Origin of the sequence: Cobetia sp. SIMBA_158 (genome assembly GCF_046566945.1) — a bacterium.
Classification (GTDB): Bacteria; Pseudomonadota; Gammaproteobacteria; order Pseudomonadales; family Halomonadaceae; genus Cobetia; species Cobetia amphilecti.
Genome location: NZ_JAWJYL010000001.1, coordinates 224,049 through 241,356, shown reverse-complemented (window position 1 = coordinate 241,356; position 17,308 = coordinate 224,049). Strand labels below are relative to the sequence as shown.

The window sequence follows — 17,308 nt, the reverse complement described above, 5'->3', positions numbered from 1 at the left end:
ACTGGATACAATGACAGTTGTATGGATGCACACCCCGTGCCGTCAGCTCAAGATGCCGCCCAGGCCAAAGGCAATGCCATGACCCAGCCGCTTACTCCGCGCCAGCAGGATGTCTTCGACTTCATCATCAAGACCATCAAGTCCTCTGGCTACCCGCCGACGCGGGCCGAAATCGCCCAGGCGCTGGGCTTCCGCTCGCCGAATGCCGCCGAGGAGCATCTGCGTGCCCTCAAGCGCAAGGGCGCCATCGAGATGGTGCCGGGCACCTCACGTGGCATTCGCGTGCCGTCGCTGGCTGACGTCGACGACAGCGCCAACGATGGTCTGCCGGTGATCGGGGAAGTGGCCGCCGGCAGTCCGATTCTTGCCAGCGAGCATATCGACCGTCACTGCCCGCTACCGAGCGACTACTTCTCGCCGGCTGCCGACTACCTGCTGCGTGTGCGCGGCGTGTCGATGAAGGACGTGGGGATTCTGGAAGGTGACCTGCTGGCCGTGCACCGCACCACCAGCGTGCGTGACGGCCAGATCGTGGTGGCACGTCTGGGGGATGAGGTCACCGTCAAGCGCTTCCGCCGTGACGGGCATTACGTGTGGCTGGAAGCCGAGAACGAGGACTTCTCGCCGATCAAGGTCGACCTGCGCACGGACAGCCTGGAGATCGAGGGTCTCGGGGTGGGCGTCATCCGCGATGGTGGCCTGCACTGAGGCCTTGACCAGCAGCGCTTTGAGCAACGAGCTTTGCCCAGCAGTACCTTTCTCGCAGAGCTCTGAGCAACAGAAAAGCCGCACGCATTGCACAAAAAAACCCGCCTCGAGGCGGGTTTTTTTGTGCGCGAAGCGCGAGCGATGGATCAGTGCACGATGCCTTCTGACTGCTCGTCCTCGTCTTCTTCGCCATCCCAAAGGCGAGTCCGGGTGATGGCGTGGTCGATCATCTCACGCGCGACCTCGAAACGATTGTCACGCAGCAGATCAGCGGCCTCGTCCGAAATGCGAATGCTGAGCAGCGGCTCACCTTCGCTTTCCGCGGCGCGCAGAATCACTTCACCATCTTCCATTTGCACAATTTCAAGTACGGCGGGATCGGACACGTCATTCCTCCTGCACGGCATCTCGCGAGATACCGGCGTCGTTGTAATCGTCAGCGCGACGGCTGGCAAGCCCGGCACCGCGTTGCCATCAGCGACGCAGAAAAAAGTACGACCACAGCCAGAGCCATGGTCGTACCGGAGAATGCAGGGCTTGCCACAATGCGATCAGTCTAGCACCCGTGAAGGCGAAACGTCACCCGATTGCCATGCGCCAGTCATCACCAGCGTGCAGCACCAGATCAACGCCTTGACCTACCACTCGACACTCGACTCACGCAGCTGCGGCAGCAGCGCCTTGAATGCCGTGATGGCGGCGCTGAGACGCTCGGCCAGCGAGGCGCTCGAGGCTGCCGCGATGATCAGACCATCACCACGCGAACGCGATTCCTCGCGGCGCGCGACGCCGCCCTCTTCATGCAGGCGGGTCACATCCGCGACCAGCTCAGACAACCAGCTGTCGGGGCGCTCCAGCAGGCTGCGCAGCTGCTCGACCTCGGCGATGGGCGTCGGCGGCGACGCCAGGCGCTCGCGCCAGCTACCCTCTGGCCAGCGCGCCGTCACGGCACACTCTTCCAACAATGACGCCAGCGCCAACTCCAGCAGGGCGAGCGCGCCCTCTTCACCGGCCATGCGACGCGCCACGGCATGCTCATCGTCGCCAGAGGCTGCTGACTGGGCCAGCAGCAACTCGGACTGATACAGCAGCTGATTGGTACGGGCACGCTGGCTCATCAGCTCTTGGCTCCCTTGCGCTTGTCCTCGACGACCCAGCGGCCGTTGTCGTAGGTCGCCTTCCAACCGGTCGCCTTGCCTTCCTCATCGGTCATGACGTATTGAGCCTTGACCTTGCGCGAGAAGCGAATCTGCGCCGGACGTCCGTCCGGATCCTGATCCGGGGCTTCGAGAATGAAGTGATACTTCTCCGGCAGCTCGTCGGCATGCGCCTTGAGCTCCTTGACCAGCGGCGGACGCGTCTCGCGATTCTTGGGGAACTGACTGGCCGCCAGGAACAGGCCACTGGCGCCATCGCGCAGCACGTAGTGGTCCTCGACCTTGACGCAGGCAAGCTCCGGCATCGGAATCGGGTCCATCTTCGGCGGCGCCACTTCACCGGACTTGAGCAGCTTGCGGGTGTTCTTGCAATTCTCGTTGGTGCAGCCGAAGTACTTGCCGAAACGCCCGGTCTTGAGCTGCATGTCGGAGCCGCACTTGTCGCACTCGATCACCGGGCCATCGTAGCCCTTGATGCGGAACTGACCTTCCTCGACCTCGTGACCGACACAGTCCGGGCTATTGCCGCAGACGTGCAGCTTGCGCTGCTCGTCGATCAGGTAGCTGTCCATCGCGGTGGCGCAGATCGGGCAGCGACGCTTGGCGCGCAGCGCATCCGTCTCGGCATCTTCACCGGCATCGGCCGCCACGGCTTCATCGCCCGGCAGCAGATCGATGGTGGTCTTGCAGCGCTCCTTGGGCGGCAGGTTGTAGCCGGAACAGCCCAGGAAGACTCCGGTCGAGGCGGTACGAATCTGCATCTCACGCCCACAGGTCGGGCAGGCGATGTCCGTCGGCACCGGCTGGTTGGGACGCATGCCCTCTTCGGACTGGGCGTGGTCCAGCTCGGCCTTGAACTCGGCGTAGAAGGTGTCCAGCAGCTCGCGCCAGTTGCGCCCGCCGTTGGCCACCTCATCGAGATAGTCTTCCATGCGCGCCGTGAAGCCGAAATCCATCAGGTCCTTGAAGGACTCGCTGAGGCGATCGGTGACGATATCGCCCAGTTTCTCGGCATAGAAGCGACGGTTTTCCAGCGCCACGTAGCCACGGTCCTGGATGGTGGAGATGATGGCGGCATAGGTGGACGGACGACCGATACCGCGCTTTTCCAGCTCCTTGACCAGGCTGGCCTCGGTGTAACGCGCCGTGGGCTTGGTGAAGTGCTGCAGCGGCTGCAGCTCGACCAGGTCCAGCTTCTCGCCGATGGCGAGGTCCGGCAGCGACTGGTCCTCTTCCTTCTTGCCCATCGGCTTCATGACACGCGTGTAACCGTCGAACTTGAGCACACGGCCCTTGGCACGCAGCTCGTAGCCATCCACTTCAATGGTCAGCGTGGAGGACAGGTATTCGGCCGGCAGCATCTGACAGGCCACGAACTGACGCCAGATCAGCTCATACAGGCGCTCGGCGTCACGCTCCATGCCGGCGAGATCGGTGGCGCGGCGCGACACTTCGGAAGGACGAATCGCTTCGTGCGCTTCCTGGGCGCCTTCCTTGCTGGAGTAGACGTTGGCCGCTTCCGGCAGGTAGTTGCTGCCGTATTCTTCACTGATGAAGTCGCGCGCCGTGGCCACCGCGTCCGCCGACAGATTGGTCGAGTCGGTACGCATGTAGGTGATGTAACCCGCCTCGTAGAGACGCTGGGCCATCATCATGGTCTTCTTGACCGAGAAGCCGAGACGACCACTGGCCGCCTGCTGCAGGGTCGAGGTGATGAACGGTGCGTTCGGCTTGGAGCGCGTCGGCTTGTCTTCACGATTGGTGATCGCGAGCTTGGCCGTGCGCAGCGCCGCGATGCGGTCCATCGTCTCCTTCTCGCTGGTCGGACGGAAGGCCTTGCCATCCTGACGCGCCAGCTCGAAACGGATCGCTTCACCACTGGCGGCGGCCAGCTCAGCGTGGACATCCCAGAACTCTTCGGGGATGAAGGCGCGGATCTCGCGCTCGCGCTCGACGATCAGACGCACGGCAACCGACTGCACACGACCGGCGGACAGGCCACGAGCGACCTTGGCCCACAGCAGCGGCGAGACCATGAAGCCGACGACGCGATCCAGATAGCGGCGTGCCTGCTGGGCATGCACGCGGTCCATCTTCAGTTCGCCCGGCTCATCGAAGGCCGCCGTGATCGCCTTCTTGGTGATCTCGTTGAACACCACGCGCTTGTAACGCGAATCGTCGCCACCGATGGTCTCGCGCAGGTGCCAGGCAATCGCCTCACCTTCGCGGTCCAGATCCGTCGCGAGATAGATGGTATCGGCTTTCTCGGCCAGGCGCGTCAGCTCGGAAACGACCTTTTCCTTGCCGGGCAGGATCTCGTAATGCGCCTCCCAGCCATTCTCCGGGTCGACCCCCATGCGGCGGATCAACTGGGTCTTGGCTTTCTGCGCCTTGTGAGCCGCCTTGACCTCGGGCGACATCTTGCGAGTCTCCGCCGCCTGACGGGCACGTTCCTTGGGGTCGGTGGCCTGCTTGCCGCTACCGCTGGTCGGCAGGTCGCGGATGTGCCCGACACTCGACTTCACCACGAAGTCGTTGCCGAGATACTTGTTGATGGTCTTGGCCTTGGCGGGCGACTCGACGATCACCAGTGACTTGCCCATGGTTGCTCGCATCTCCTGGCCGGCGCTGATTGCGCCGGCGAATGACTCGTCGCGCTGGGTTTTGTCCCAGCCGAAAAATGCGCCTACCCTACCCCAGCATTTCAGCGCTGACCAGCAATGTTGAGACTGACGCCTCGTCAGGGTGGCTCGACAGGGCGCCTCTGCGACAGCCTCGAGACATGCCATGCCACCCGCCATGTCAGCGTGCGGCTTGCGCCGAATGACATCGACAGCCGTCAGGCATGTGGTCGTGGGCAATCCGGCATTCGAGCCGAGTTTGAGCATAGGTCATCAGCGCATGGCAGCGGTCAACGGGCCCGATACACGGGGCCGGTACAGGGTCTGCGCTGGGCCGATGCGCGGAAATTTCGCTCAGCAGGGTATTGCCACTATATAGGTAGCACTGGAATGGCTGTCAGTGAAAGCCAGCCAGCGGACATTGGCGTGACGGGGCGGTCACCACGACACTGCCGCAGAGAACATGCGACGCCTGGCCGTCAGGCCTCGAAATGACGGGCCGCGCCCGCATGGCGCAGCGCGGCATACCCTGACGCCCCAGCCCATGTCCGCGTACCCGCGACAACGTATTCGCAACAATCGCTCGGCATACTTCACGTCACCCCTTGCAGTCCCGATCGTGATCACGAGAATGGACAACGACAGCCGACGATACTCGACAGGCTCCCTTTCAGCCTTCAATGTAGTAAAATGACAACAACCTGGTTTGCGTTTTCAGCCAGTCCATCACGCCAGTGTTCAAGGAGTATGCTTTCATGCCGCACGCGTTCAACGGCCCGATCCGCCGCACCAAGATTGTCGCCACTCTCGGCCCTGCCAGTGACAAGCCGGGTGTGCTCGACGCGATGATTCGTGCCGGAGTCGATGTGGTACGCCTCAACTTCTCCCACGGTAGCCCCGAAGATCACCGCATGCGCGCCGAGGCCGTACGTCAGGCCGCCGCCGCCCAGGGCCGCAGCGTCGCCGTACTGGGCGACCTGCAGGGTCCGAAGATCCGCATCGCGCGCTTCAAGGATACCGCCGTCAAGCTGAGCGAAGGCCAGCCGTTCATCCTCGATATCGGCCTGGGCCGTGATGAAGGTACCGTCGAGCGTGTCGGCTGCGACTACCAGGAACTGGCCGATGACGTGGTCGCGGGCGACGTGCTGCTGCTCGACGATGGCCGTGTAGTGCTTGAGGTCAATGAACTCAAGGGCAACGAAATCCACACCACCGTCAAGGTCGGCGGCAAGCTGTCCAACAACAAGGGCATCAACAAGCAAGGCGGCGGCCTGTCTGCCGAAGCCCTGACCGACAAGGACAAGGCTGACCTGAAGACCGCCATCGATATCGGCGTCGACTATCTGGCCGTGTCCTTCCCGCGCAGCGGCGCCGACATGCAGCTGGCACGTGAACTGCTGGGCGAGGAAGGTCGTGACATCGGCCTGATCGCCAAGGTCGAGCGCGCCGAAGCCGTGGCCGACGACGCCGTGCTGGATGGCATCATCCTCGCCAGTGAAGGCGTGATGGTGGCGCGTGGCGATCTGGGCGTCGAGATTGGCGATGCTCAGCTGATCGGCGTGCAGAAGCGCATGATCCGCCGCGCACGCAGCCTCAACCGTGTGGTCATCACGGCCACCCAGATGATGGAATCCATGATCAGCGCGCCGCTGCCGACCCGCGCCGAAGTCTTCGACGTCGCCAATGCCGTGCTCGACGGCACCGACGCCGTGATGCTGTCGGCCGAGACCGCCGCCGGCGACTTCCCGGTCGAGACCATCGAGACCATGGATCGCGTCTGCCTGGGCGCCGAACGTGAGCGTGCCGCGCAGGAATCCCAGCACCGCATCCACGAAGGCTTCAGCAAGACCGACGAGACCATCGCGCTGTCCGCGATGTATGCCGCCAACCACCTGACCGGTGTCGTGGCCATCGTGTGCATGACGGAATCCGGCTATACCCCGCTGATCGCCTCGCGCATCCGCTCCGGTCTGCCCATCGTCGGCCTGGCGCAGGACCAGAAGACCCAGCGTCGCATGGCCCTCTATCGTGGCGTGGTGTCACTGCCCTTCGATTCCAGCGAATTGCCGGCGGCGGAAATCAATCGTCGCGCCATCGCGGAGCTGGAAGCCCGTGGCATCGCGACTCGCGGTGACCTGGTGATCCTGACCCGTGGCGACCAGATGAACGCACATGGCGGCACCAACACCATGAAGATCGTCACTGTCGGCAGCACCATCGACTGATCGGCCTCGCTGGCCTCCCGCCCCGGGCCTTTCGAGGCGGGAGGCCAGCGACATTGCCCCATCCTCAGGAGGTCAGGGAATGAGCGAACAACGACCCAAGCGCCAGGCACGGCGCACCCTGCCAGCACGCAAGCGCATTGCGCTGGTGGCGCACGATGGCAAGAAGGATGAAATGCTGGCGTGGGCCAATCGCTGGCGCGATGAGCTGTCCCGCCACCAGCTGCTGGGCACGGGCACCACAGCCCGCCGCATCAGCAAGGAGCTGGGCCTCGAGGTCGAGAGCCTGCTGAGCGGCCCGCTGGGCGGTGATCAGCAGATCGGCGCGCGCATCGCCGAAGGCAATCTGGACCTGCTGGTCTTCCTGTGGGACCCGTTCGCGCCGATGCCGCATGATCCTGACGTCAAGGCGCTGCTGCGCCTGGCGGCATTGTGGAACGTGCCGGTCGCCAGCAATGCGGCCAGCGCGGACTTCCTCTTCCACTCGAAGTTGATCTCCGAGGAAGTCGAAGTGGCCGTGCCGGACGCCAACGACTGGGTCAGCACCCGCGCCTGAATGACGCTGGCTGTCGCTCCATGAAAACGCCGCCTGCTCGCAAGAGAGGCGGCGTTTTCATGGCCAGATGTTGTAATCAAACTACCTTTTGCGCAGACGGGCAGTATTGCCTGCGCGGCATCTGACGAAATTTCTGCCTTCCTGCCTCCTTCCCAGCTCTTCCTCTCTCCACTTTCCCGCTATCCCGCTATCCCGCTATCCCGCTATCCCGCTATCCCGCTATCCCGCTATCCCGCTATCCCGCTATACGGCGACGGTATGCGAGAGACGCAGCTCAATCCATGACAGCAGCTCACGACATCTGCTCAAGAAGTCAGCTCAAGCTGACTGGCGATCACCGCACCACGCGCCGCCATGCAGTAAAGTCCGATGTGATGACTGTCTGCCTGGGGATGCGTCGCCGTATCGGGGAGCCCCAGCTGCGCGACCACTTCGGCCGGCAGATCGTAGGTGGCACAGGCGGGCTCCAGCACCACGATGTCACGCACCTTGCCCAGCAGGCCGTGATTGCGCGCCGACAGCAACGTCAATACCAGGTCCATCACGCAGATATCGGTACAGATGCCTACCACGACCAGGGTTTCCAGCCCTTCGTCGCTCACCCACTCCTGCAGCGCATTGACCTGGGTATGGGGATCAATCGCGCCGACATAGCCATTGATGCAGTCCTTGCGCACCAGCGTGGCCTGCGGCTCCTCTTCCAGCCAGGCAAGTTCCGCCACCAGCTCATCCTCGCCGCTGCCCTGCTCACAATGGGCGGGATAAGGCGGCTCCGGCTTGCCCGGCGCATGAGAATCAATGAAGGCCAGCAAGGGGCGATTGCGCTCACTGAAGGTCCGCGCCAGAGCATCACTGAGGGCAATCATCCTGCTGACCTGGGCGCTGGGCGCCTGAGGCGCCAGCGCACCGCCTGCGACCTGACAGAAGCCGTTGATCTCATCGACGATGATCAGCCCGGCCGTCGGCAGCGAAACCGGCACCACGGCCGGCCGCACCGGCAGGCGGGCATCAAGCTCGCCGGGGGTCTTCCACTCGGCGGGAGTGGCAGGAATGCGTTGCACCACGCAGGACGCCGCGACATCGGATGAAGTCGCGGCGTCCTGCGTCTCTGGTGTAGAGGATGCGGAGGATACGGAGGGTGCGGATGAGCGCTGGTCGGAAGACACCATGCAAAAGGCCTCTGATGACGAATGGCCTTCAGCATAACGGAACTCAGGGCCGAGCGGCGACCCTCACCCGGTGGGCTCGCTGGCACCGGACAGCACGGCGTTACCCTGCCCTTCATCCACCGTGGCATCACAGGAAAAGCACTGGCCGCGCACCCGCGCGTGATCACGCCTCAGTACCGCGAATTGCGCCACACGGCCAGGGTCATCCTCGATGCGCTGCGCGAGGCACACAAGCCCCGGGCGACGCGCCAGTGATGGCGGCGCGATGGCCAGCGTATCGCTGCGACTTTCTGCCATGTCCAGCGCATCCGCCATGTGCAGACACTCCACCCGCTCGACCTCCGGCAGGTTCTGCTGCAGCCAGGCATCGCACTCTTCGAACAGGGCCTCGCGTGCCACGATACGCCTCACCGCCGACGGCGAAGCCCCGGGCGGCCCCAGCAGACTGAGACTGATGGCACGGAAGACGCGCCGCTCGACGCAGATGCCCGTCCAGAAGGCCAGCGCCTGATGCGTGGTGCGCACCGGACGCTGATGCCCACGCGACCAGGGCACCACGGCGGTATCGATCTCGCCTTCCGCCAGCGCCCTGATGACCTCATCGATGCCTGCGTAAGCCTTGAGCTGGGCGTCGTTGGCATAGAGCTTGAGCGCGCACTCGCGCGAGTAACCCCCAAGGTGCCCGGGATAGCCCACGCGCAAACCATCGGGAGCCGGGATCACGCCCTGCGGCGAGATATCGCCATGGACTTCGCTAGCTGTCACCTTCATACCAGCCCCTCATGCCAATGTCTGAACAAACCTCATCCTGACAACAGCATAGCCGCAAACATGGGCGGTGTTAGGCAAAACCCACCTCGGCGACCTCAGGCAAAGCCGCCATTGGCACCGATGACCTGGCCACTCACCCAGCCGGCATCTTCGCTGGCAAGCCAGGCCACGACGGCTGCGACATCCTGCGGGTCCGCAATGCGCCCCAGCGCCGCCATGCCCTTGAGGCGCTCGATGGTCTCTTCACTCTTGCCATGACGAAACAGCCCGGTGTCCGTCGGGCCCGGCGCCACGGCGTTGACCGTGATGCCTCGCTCGCCGACTTCCTTGGCCAGCACCCGCGTCAGCTGGTCCACTGCGGCCTTGGAAGCCGCATAGGGCCCATAGGTCGCGAACATCTGCCGCGTCACTGAGGTGGACATGTTGATCACGCGTCCGCCATCACGCAGATGCCGCGCCGCCTCACGCATCAGATTGAAGGAGCCGGTTAGATTGGCCTGCATCAGCTTGGCGAAGTCGTCATCCGTGAAATCGGCGATGGGCTTGTAGATGCTCATGCCGGCATTGTTGACCAGGATATCCACGCCGCCGTAAACGCGCTGGGCTTCGGTGAACAATTGTGCCGCGTCGCTGCTGATACCGACATCGGCCTGTACGGCGATCGCCTTGCCGCCCCGCGACTCGATATCCGTCACGACCTGCAAGGCACCATCACTGTCGCTGCGATAGTTGACGACGACGTGAGCGCCGTCCGCCGCCAGGCGCTGCGCGATCCCGGCGCCGATCCCGCGTGAAGCCCCACTGACTACCGCCACCTTGCCGCTCAACCGCTGTGCATTCTCCGACATAGCTGTCTCCTCTTTCGTCATGGGCGATCGATCTCAAGGGCCGTCCCTCTCGAGGGCGATCGATCTCAAGGGCCATCTATAATGAGCGCCTTGCGAGTGTCAGTCAGACATCATCATTGCAGCAAGCGAATGCCGCTGACACCCCTGCAACGCGGAGTTTCGCATAAACGAAAAACCGCCACCCCGGGCATGCCGGTGGTGGCGGTTGTCTACAGCGGCGGCCTGCCTCAGGCTTCGCCGCTGGCCTGACGCTCGAAGGTATCGGCGCGCAGGATCTCGATCCAGTAGCCATCGGGGTCCTTCACGAAGGCCAGACCCTTCATCTTGCCATCGTCGGGGCGCTTGACGAACTCGACGCCCAGCGACTCGAAACGCTCGGCAGCCGCGTAGACATCCGGCACGCTGACCCCGATATGGCCGAAGCCCTGCGGCTGGGCGTTGCCGTCATGGTAGGCGAAGTCCGGGTCATTCTCGGTGCCCCAGTTATGGGTCAGCTCCAGCATCGCCTCACGCCCGAAGGTGTAGGTGGTGCGCTTCAGGTCATCGCCGGGCACTTCACTGGCCTGGTCGTCATCCAGATAGGCGAGGAAATAGAGGCTGAACTGCATTTCCGGGAAGTCGAGCTTGCGCACCAGACGCATGCCCAGCACGCGGGTGTAGAAATCCAGGCTGCGCTCGGGGTCCTTGATGCGCAGCATGGTCTGGTTGAAGACGTAACCACGGGTGGCCGGGTCAATCTGCTCACTCAGGCCGGGAACCTGCTCGAAATGTGTTGCCATGTTGGTCCTTCCACAGGAAAGGACGGCAGAGCCTCGAAGATGCCCGGCCGCCCCTGGTGATCGTATAGCTGTCAGATGGTGACGGCGGCCAGATTTTGCAACCTCGCCGCCGCTGGCATCACGCGATCTCGATCAGCACTTCCCCCGGCGTGACACGATCGCCACGCGCGACATGAATGGCCTTGACGGTACCGTCGACACGCGCGGCGATCTCGGTCTCCATCTTCATCGCCTCACTGATCAGCACCGACTGGCCCGCGGTGACGCTGTCACCGACCGCGACCAGCACCTCGACGATGTTGCCCGGCATCGCGGTGGTGACATGGCCCGGCGCCGAGGCACTGGCACGTCCGCCGCTCTGGCCGCCCCCCACGTAATCGTCCTTGGCCTCGAACACCACCTCTTCCGGCATGCCGTCCAGGGTCAGGTAGACGTGACGCTTGCTGCCCTTGGCGCCGCCGACACCGGTGATCTGCACCGCGTAGGACTCGCCGTGCACGTCGATGACGAACTCGGTCGGCACGCCAGAGGTCACCGGACGCTCCGCCTCGCCCTGGGGGATGATTTCCGGTGTGAGCGTGCCGGCACGGCGCTCATTGAGGAAGTCACGTCCCAGCTCCGGGAACATGGCGAAGGTCAGCACGTCCTCGGGGGACTCGGCCAGCTCGCCCAGCTCCTCGGTGAGGCGCGTCATCTCCGGCGCGAGCAGGTCGGCCGGGCGCCCGACTTCCACCGGCGCGTTGCCGATGGCACGCGAGCGCACCTCTTCATTGACCTGTGCCGGCGCCTGACCATAGCCGCCCTGCAGGTAGCGCTTCACCTCGTTGGTGATGCTCTTGTAGCGCTCGCCGGTCAGCACGTTGAGAACCGCCTGGGTGCCGACGATCTGCGAGGTCGGGGTGACCAGCGGCGGGTAGCCGAGATCGGCACGCACACGCGGAATCTCATCGAACACCTCGCGGATGCGCTCCAGGGCATTCTGCTCCTTCAGCTGGCTGGCCAGGTTGGACATCATGCCGCCGGGAATCTGGCTGATCTGGACCGAGACATCCTCGCGGGTGAATTCGCTCTCGAAGGCCGAATACTTGCTGCGCACCTCGTGGAAGTAATCGCCGATCTCGCGCAGCGACTCCAGCTCAAGGCCGGTATCCCACTGAGTGCCGCGTAGCGAGGCCACGAAGGATTCGGTGGCCGGATGGCTGGTGCCGCCGGCGAAGGCCGAGATGCAGGTGTCGATGTGGCGACAGCCCGCCTCGACGGCCTTGATCTGGCATTGCGGCGCCAGGCCCGCCGTGGCGTGGCTGTGCAGGTGGACCGGCACCTCGACCGCCTCGACCAGCGCGCTGACCAGGTCGTAGGTGGCATATGGCGTCAGCAGGCCGGCCATGTCCTTGATGGCGATGGAATCGGCCCCCATCTCGACCAGCTTGCGCGCCTGCTCGACATACATCTCCAGCGTATGCACCGGGCTTACGGTGTAGCAGATGGAGCCCTGGGCGTGCTTGCCGGCCTTCTTGACCGCACGCATGGCGGTTTCCATGTTGCGCAGGTCATTCAAGGCATCGAAGACACGGAAGATATCGATGCCACCTGCCGCGGCGCGCTCGACGAAGGCCTCCACCACATCATCGGCGTAGTGACGATAGCCGAGCAGGTTCTGGCCGCGCAGCAGCATCTGCAGCGGGGTATTGGGCATGGCTTCCTTGAGCGCCTTCAGACGCGCCCAGGGGTCTTCCTTCAAAAAACGCACGCAGGCATCGAAGGTCGCGCCGCCCCACACTTCGAGACTGTAGAAACCGGCCTGATCGAGGCGCGCGGCAATCGGCAGCATGTCCTCGGTGCGCATGCGGGTCGCGATCAATGACTGGTGGCCATCGCGCAGCACGACTTCGGTGACCTTGACGCGCTCGGCGTGATCGACGGCGGGGGTGTTGGGAGTTGCAGCTGTCATGTCTGGGGTCCTTCTAATTGTTGGCTACGTGAACCGGGGGAAGCTCAGGGAAGATTCACGACATCAGGGGCATCAGGTGCGCATCAGAGACCGGCGTGGGCCGCGATGGCCGCCGCGATCGCCAGCGCCGTCTGTTCCGGCAGGCGCTTGACCGAGTACTGGGTCAATTCCGGGTGGGCGGCCACGAAGCCGGTATCGAAGTGTGCGTTGCGGAAATCAGGGTGCTTGAGGATTTCCTGATAGTAAGGCGCCGTGGTCTTGACGCCCTGCAGACGCATGTCATTGAGGGCACGTGAACCACGATTGATGACCTCTTCCCAGGTCAGCCCCCACACGATGAGCTTCAGACACATGGAATCGAAATACGGTGGGATGGTGTAGCCGGTATAGATCGCGGTATCGGTACGCACGCCAGGCCCGCCCGGCGCGTAGTAGCGCGTGATGCGCCCGAAGCTTGGCAGGAAGTCGTTCTTGGGGTCCTCGGCGTTGATGCGGAACTGGATCGCATAGCCGTGATGGCGAATGTCTTCCTGACGGAAGGCCAGCTTGTGGCCCCAGGCGATGCGGATCTGCTCGCGCACGATGTCCACGCCGGTGATGGCCTCGCTGATGGTGTGTTCCACCTGCACGCGAGTGTTCATCTCCATGAAGTAGATCTCGTTGCCCTTGACCAGAAACTCCACGGTACCGGCGTTGCGATAACCGACGGCGCGGGCGGCACGTACCGCCATCTCACCGACGTAGGAGCGCTGCTCCGGTGTCAGTTGCGGACTGGGGGCGATCTCGATCAGCTTCTGGTTGCGACGCTGGATGGAGCAGTCACGCTCGAACAGATGAATCACGTTGTCGTGATTGTCAGCGAGGATCTGCACCTCGATATGCAGCGGGTCGACCACGCAACGCTCGAGGAACACATCGGCGCTGCCGAAGGCCTTGGTGGCTTCCGAGATCACGCGCCCCCAGGCCTGCTCGAGCTGATGAGCATCATCACAACGCCGGATACCGCGCCCCCCACCGCCTGAGGTAGCCTTGAGCATGACGGGGTAGCCGACCTGCTCGGCGACACTCAGCGCCTCCTCGACATCGGCCAGATTGCCGGCCGAGCCAGGCGTCACCGGCACGCCGGCCGCCTTCATGGCATCACGGGCCTGGGTCTTGTCACCCATGCGGGCGATGACACTGCTGGCCGGCCCCACGAAGGCGATACCCGCCGCTTCACAGATGGCCGCGAATTCGGCGTTCTCCGACAGGAATCCGTAGCCCGGATGGATGGCGTCACAGCCGGTCTCGCGCGCGAGATCGACCAGGCGGCGGGCATCCAGATAGCCGGCCAGCGGGTCTTCGCCGATGAAATGCGCTTCATCGGCGCGTTTGACGTGCAAGGAGAAACGATCAGGTTCGGTGTAGACAGCGACTGAGCGGATGTCCATCTCGGCACAGGCGCGTACAATGCGCACTGCGATTTCCCCTCGGTTGGCAATCAGCAACTTGCGAAACATGGTGACTCTCCCGGACGTGACGCGTGATCTTGTTGTGGTGCTCTGGTCGTGCGCTTGTCATTGACCGCCAGACGCGACAACGGCGCTGACAGACACGAGGTAGCATGCGTTCCACGCTACCCAGCGAGAGACCAATAGAAAAGTTGATATTTTTTTGCCAATCTATAAGTAAAACCTTATGACTGGGTGTGTCATGTCGCGTCCAAACTTGTTGAATCGCTTAACTTTCAGACAGTTACAGGTGTTCCAAGCGGTTCATCGCCAACAGTCCTACTCCCGTGCGGCCGAGCAACTTGGCCTGACGCAACCCGCCGTCAGTGCCCAGATTCGTCAATTGGAGCAGGCACTCGAGCAATCGCTGTTCAAATATGCCGGCAAGACGCTGCATATCCTGCCGGCGGCTGACGCCCTGGCGAACTCGGTGCAGTCGATCTTCGGCGAGGTCTCGAGCCTGCAGATGGAGCTGTCGGAGATCGCCGGCACCATCCGCGGTGAGCTCAATCTGGCCGCCGTGTCCACCGCACAGTACGTGGTGCCGCATATTCTGGCGCGCTTTCGAGCGCGGTATCCGGAAGTATCGGTACGCCTGCGCGTCTGCAATCGCGGTCAGGCGCTCGAGCGTCTCGCCGAGCGGCGCGATGACCTGGTGATCATGGGCATGGTGCCGGATGATGCCAATCTGGCCTTCATGCCGATTCTCGACAACGAGCTGATCCCCGTCGTCTGGCCCGGTCATCCGCTGCTGGAGGTCAAGGGCATCACCCTGGAAGACCTCGCGCAGTACTACATGCTGATGCGTGAACCCGGTTCCGGCACGCGTACCGCCTTCGAGGAGTTCGCCGCACGCGAGCGCGTCTCGCTGCGCCATACGCTGGAGTTGGGCTCCAATGAGGCCATCAAGCAAGGCGTGATGGCACACCTGGGCGTGGCGATCCTGCCGCGACTGTCGGTTCAGCTCGAGCTAGCCTCAGGCCTGCTGGCCTCGCCCTCGCTGCCGGGCTTCCCGCTCAGACGCAGCTGGTGCACCGTCTACCCCAAGGACCGCTACCCCACGCCGGTCACCGAGCTGTTCCTGCGCTTCGTGCGCGAGTTGCTGCCGGAGCTCAATGCTCACTTCAGCGCGCCGATGGAGCCCATCCCCGGGCACAGCGTGGCCTGCCTGCCGCTGGCGACCGAGCAATGAACATAGCGTCCTGATGGCGCAAGCTACATGAAAAAACCGCCATGGAGACGAGCTCCATGGCGGTTTTTTTCGTTCAGACAACTGACGGCATGTCAGCAGTGCGGCTTACTTCACTTCCACACCGTGCGCCTGCTTGTCGGCGTGGTAGGAAGAGCGCACCAGCGGGCCGGAGGCGACATGCGAGAAGCCCATCTCGCGCGCCTTCTGGCCGAGCCAATCGAAGGTGTCCGGGTGCACCCAGCGGTCGATGGGCAGGTGGTTGCGCGACGGCTGCATGTACTGACCCAGGGTCAGCATGTCGACACCGTGGTTGCGCAGGTCCTGCATGACTTCGAGCACCTGCTCGTCAGTCTCGCCGACACCCAGCATCAGACCGGACTTGGTCTTCACTTCCGGACGACGCTCCTTGTAGCCCTTGAGCAGATCAAGTGACCACTGGTAGTCGGCACCCGGACGCACGCGACGGTAAAGGCTCGGCACGGTTTCCAGGTTGTGGTTGAAGACGTCCGGCGGCGTCTGCTCGAGCACGTCCAGCGCGACCTGCATGCGGCCACGGAAGTCCGGCACCAGCACTTCGATCTCGGTGCCGTCGCACTTCTCGCGAATCTCGCGGATGCACTCGGCGATGTGGTTGGAGCCACCGTCGCGCAGGTCATCACGATCGACGGAGGTCACGACGACGTAATTCAGGCGCATCTCGGCGATGGCCTCGGCCAGCTCGCGCGGCTCATCGGCGTTCAGTGCGTTGGGGCGACCGTGCGCCACGTCGCAGAACGGGCAACGACGGGTGCAGATGTCACCCATGATCATGAAGGTCGCGGTGCCGCCGCTGAAGCACTCGCCCAGGTTCGGGCAGGAGGCTTCTTCACAGACCGTGTGCAGGCCGTGCTTGCGCAGCGTCTGCTTGATGCGCGTGACTTCCGGCGAGGCCGGCATGCGCACACGCAGCCAGTCCGGCTTCTTGGGCAAGGTCTCGGTGGGAATCACCTTGACCGGAATGCGGGCAACCTTCTCGGCGCCGCGCAGCTTCACGCCACGCTCCTTGCGGGCAGGAGCATCGGAGGGAGCGGGCTTCGTGGTAGCGATGGTCTCGGTCATCAGTTCTGTCCTGCTGTTCGAGAAATGTCAGCCAGTGCCGCGGGCAGGCCGCTCACCGGAGTCAGGGTCACATCGCCCAGGCTTGCGCCCAGACAACGCACCAGGCGGTCACGCTCGCTGGCAAGATCCACCGGTGCGCGAACGAGATCGCGCAGCTGGGTCATCGCCATGCCGGCATAGCCGCAGGGATTGATGCGCCCGAAGGGCGCGAGGTCCATGTCCAGATTGATCGCCACGCCATGGAAACTGCAACCACGCCGGATGCGCAGTCCCAGCGAGGCGATCTTGGCCTCTTCCATCGAACGACGCGGGTCATCGCCACGCTGCGCCGACTTCTTCACATAGACGCCAGGCGCGTCCGGACGCGGATAGGCCTCGATGCCATGCTCGGCCATCGCCGCCACCACCGTCTCTTCCAGCGCCGTCACCAGCTGGCGAACGCCGATGCCGCCCCGCTTGACGTTGAGCAGCGGGTAGAGCACCAGCTGGCCGGGCCCATGATAGGTCACCTGGCCGCCACGGTCGGTCTGCACCACCGGAATGTCGCCCGGCATCAACAGATGCTCCGGCTTGCCCGCCTGGCCCTGGGTAAAGACCGGCGGGTGCTCCACCACCCACAGCTCGTCCGGCGCATCGGCCGCACGCGTATCGGTGAAGTGGCGCATGGCCGACCACACCTCATCATAGGCCTTGAGGCCGAGGTGGTAGACGTGAATCGTGTTCATGCATGCGCTCCTGTCATCAAG

Annotated in this window: 15 protein-coding genes; 4 read left to right on the top strand and 11 right to left on the bottom strand. The window is 63.7% G+C overall.

Annotated elements, in window-relative coordinates; genetic code table 11:
- Window positions 1-78 precede the first annotated feature (78 nt).
- A complete protein-coding gene (gene lexA, locus R2R70_RS01055; protein ID WP_166019261.1) occupies window positions 79-708 on the top strand; it encodes a transcriptional repressor LexA in 630 nt (209 codons plus the stop codon).
- 146 nt (window positions 709-854) lie between these two features.
- On the opposite strand, the gene R2R70_RS01050 is transcribed toward lexA, so the two are convergent.
- The 3 genes from R2R70_RS01050 to topA form a co-directional block, all read right to left on the bottom strand.
- On the bottom strand, window positions 855-1,094 hold the full coding sequence (locus R2R70_RS01050) for a hypothetical protein (RefSeq protein ID WP_052384340.1): 240 nt from the start codon (window positions 1,092-1,094) through the stop codon (window positions 855-857).
- Window positions 1,095-1,346: 252 nt separating this feature from the next.
- Window positions 1,347-1,826, bottom strand: coding sequence for a DUF6586 family protein (locus R2R70_RS01045; protein WP_410976992.1), 480 nt, complete (start codon window positions 1,824-1,826; stop codon window positions 1,347-1,349).
- The gene (topA, locus tag R2R70_RS01040; protein ID WP_107335351.1) at window positions 1,826-4,468 is read right to left on the bottom strand and encodes a type I DNA topoisomerase; all 2,643 of its coding nucleotides are present in this window, start codon (window positions 4,466-4,468) and stop codon (window positions 1,826-1,828) included. The genes R2R70_RS01045 and topA overlap by 1 nt, the downstream gene beginning before the upstream one ends.
- 773 nt (window positions 4,469-5,241) lie before the next feature.
- Here topA and pyk point away from each other — a divergent pair.
- Complete coding sequence (gene pyk / locus R2R70_RS01035; protein WP_043331933.1) at window positions 5,242-6,711, top strand: pyruvate kinase; 1,470 nt, start codon at window positions 5,242-5,244, stop codon at window positions 6,709-6,711.
- A gap of 79 nt (window positions 6,712-6,790) precedes the next feature.
- The gene (locus R2R70_RS01030; protein WP_043331935.1) at window positions 6,791-7,264 is read left to right on the top strand and encodes a methylglyoxal synthase; all 474 of its coding nucleotides are present in this window, start codon (window positions 6,791-6,793) and stop codon (window positions 7,262-7,264) included.
- A gap of 305 nt (window positions 7,265-7,569) precedes the next feature.
- On the opposite strand, the gene R2R70_RS01025 is transcribed toward R2R70_RS01030, so the two are convergent.
- From R2R70_RS01025 to R2R70_RS01000, 6 genes are all read right to left on the bottom strand, one after another.
- Complete coding sequence (locus R2R70_RS01025) at window positions 7,570-8,433, bottom strand: isochorismatase family protein (protein ID WP_107335352.1); 864 nt, start codon at window positions 8,431-8,433, stop codon at window positions 7,570-7,572.
- Window positions 8,434-8,496: 63 nt separating this feature from the next.
- Complete coding sequence (locus R2R70_RS01020; RefSeq protein ID WP_054555027.1) at window positions 8,497-9,204, bottom strand: prephenate dehydratase domain-containing protein; 708 nt, start codon at window positions 9,202-9,204, stop codon at window positions 8,497-8,499.
- 95 nt (window positions 9,205-9,299) lie between these two features.
- Window positions 9,300-10,052 (bottom strand): SDR family oxidoreductase, encoded by a 753-nt coding sequence (locus tag R2R70_RS01015; protein WP_410976991.1) that lies wholly within the window; start codon window positions 10,050-10,052, stop codon window positions 9,300-9,302.
- Between the two features lie 227 nt (window positions 10,053-10,279).
- Window positions 10,280-10,831: a lactoylglutathione lyase gene (gene gloA, locus R2R70_RS01010; protein ID WP_410976990.1), complete on the bottom strand. Its 552-nt coding sequence runs from the start codon at window positions 10,829-10,831 to the stop codon at window positions 10,280-10,282.
- A gap of 118 nt (window positions 10,832-10,949) precedes the next feature.
- Window positions 10,950-12,782, bottom strand: coding sequence for a sodium-extruding oxaloacetate decarboxylase subunit alpha (oadA, locus tag R2R70_RS01005; RefSeq protein ID WP_410976989.1), 1,833 nt, complete (start codon window positions 12,780-12,782; stop codon window positions 10,950-10,952).
- Window positions 12,783-12,865: 83 nt separating this feature from the next.
- Window positions 12,866-14,281 carry an acetyl-CoA carboxylase biotin carboxylase subunit gene (locus R2R70_RS01000; protein ID WP_043331944.1) on the bottom strand — a complete coding sequence of 472 codons (1,416 nt, stop codon included), beginning with the start codon at window positions 14,279-14,281 and terminating at the stop codon, window positions 12,866-12,868.
- A gap of 193 nt (window positions 14,282-14,474) precedes the next feature.
- On the opposite strand from R2R70_RS01000, the gene R2R70_RS00995 reads away from it, so the two are divergent.
- Complete coding sequence (locus R2R70_RS00995; protein WP_043331946.1) at window positions 14,475-15,464, top strand: LysR family transcriptional regulator; 990 nt, start codon at window positions 14,475-14,477, stop codon at window positions 15,462-15,464.
- Window positions 15,465-15,569: 105 nt separating this feature from the next.
- Here R2R70_RS00995 and lipA read toward each other — a convergent pair whose 3' ends face one another.
- Together lipA and lipB are read right to left on the bottom strand one after the other, a co-directional pair.
- Window positions 15,570-16,562 (bottom strand): lipoyl synthase, encoded by a 993-nt coding sequence (gene lipA / locus R2R70_RS00990; protein WP_410976988.1) that lies wholly within the window; start codon window positions 16,560-16,562, stop codon window positions 15,570-15,572.
- Window positions 16,562-17,287, bottom strand: a complete 726-nt coding sequence (lipB, locus tag R2R70_RS00985) for a lipoyl(octanoyl) transferase LipB (RefSeq protein WP_082388119.1) — start codon at window positions 17,285-17,287, stop codon at window positions 16,562-16,564. The genes lipA and lipB overlap by 1 nt, the downstream gene beginning before the upstream one ends.
- Window positions 17,288-17,308 lie beyond the last annotated feature (21 nt).

Bases quoted from the DNA above. Each gene is read 5' to 3' on its own strand.
- R2R70_RS01000 (WP_043331944.1), bottom strand. From the start codon at position 14,281: ATGTTTCGCAAGTTGCTGATTGCCAACCGAGGGGAAATCGCAGTGCGC.
- R2R70_RS01025 (WP_107335352.1), bottom strand. From the start codon at position 8,433: ATGGTGTCTTCCGACCAGCGCTCATCCGCACCCTCCGTATCCTCCGCA.
- pyk (WP_043331933.1), top strand. From the start codon at position 5,242: ATGCCGCACGCGTTCAACGGCCCGATCCGCCGCACCAAGATTGTCGCC.
- oadA (WP_410976989.1), bottom strand. From the start codon at position 12,782: ATGACAGCTGCAACTCCCAACACCCCCGCCGTCGATCACGCCGAGCGC.
- lipB (WP_082388119.1), bottom strand. From the start codon at position 17,287: ATGAACACGATTCACGTCTACCACCTCGGCCTCAAGGCCTATGATGAG.
- gloA (WP_410976990.1), bottom strand. From the start codon at position 10,831: ATGGCAACACATTTCGAGCAGGTTCCCGGCCTGAGTGAGCAGATTGAC.
- lipA (WP_410976988.1), bottom strand. From the start codon at position 16,562: ATGACCGAGACCATCGCTACCACGAAGCCCGCTCCCTCCGATGCTCCT.
- R2R70_RS01030 (WP_043331935.1), top strand. From the start codon at position 6,791: ATGAGCGAACAACGACCCAAGCGCCAGGCACGGCGCACCCTGCCAGCA.
- R2R70_RS01045 (WP_410976992.1), bottom strand. From the start codon at position 1,826: ATGAGCCAGCGTGCCCGTACCAATCAGCTGCTGTATCAGTCCGAGTTG.
- R2R70_RS00995 (WP_043331946.1), top strand. From the start codon at position 14,475: ATGTCGCGTCCAAACTTGTTGAATCGCTTAACTTTCAGACAGTTACAG.
- R2R70_RS01015 (WP_410976991.1), bottom strand. From the start codon at position 10,052: ATGTCGGAGAATGCACAGCGGTTGAGCGGCAAGGTGGCGGTAGTCAGT.
- R2R70_RS01020 (WP_054555027.1), bottom strand. From the start codon at position 9,204: ATGAAGGTGACAGCTAGCGAAGTCCATGGCGATATCTCGCCGCAGGGC.
- topA (WP_107335351.1), bottom strand. From the start codon at position 4,468: ATGGGCAAGTCACTGGTGATCGTCGAGTCGCCCGCCAAGGCCAAGACC.
- lexA (WP_166019261.1), top strand. From the start codon at position 79: ATGACCCAGCCGCTTACTCCGCGCCAGCAGGATGTCTTCGACTTCATC.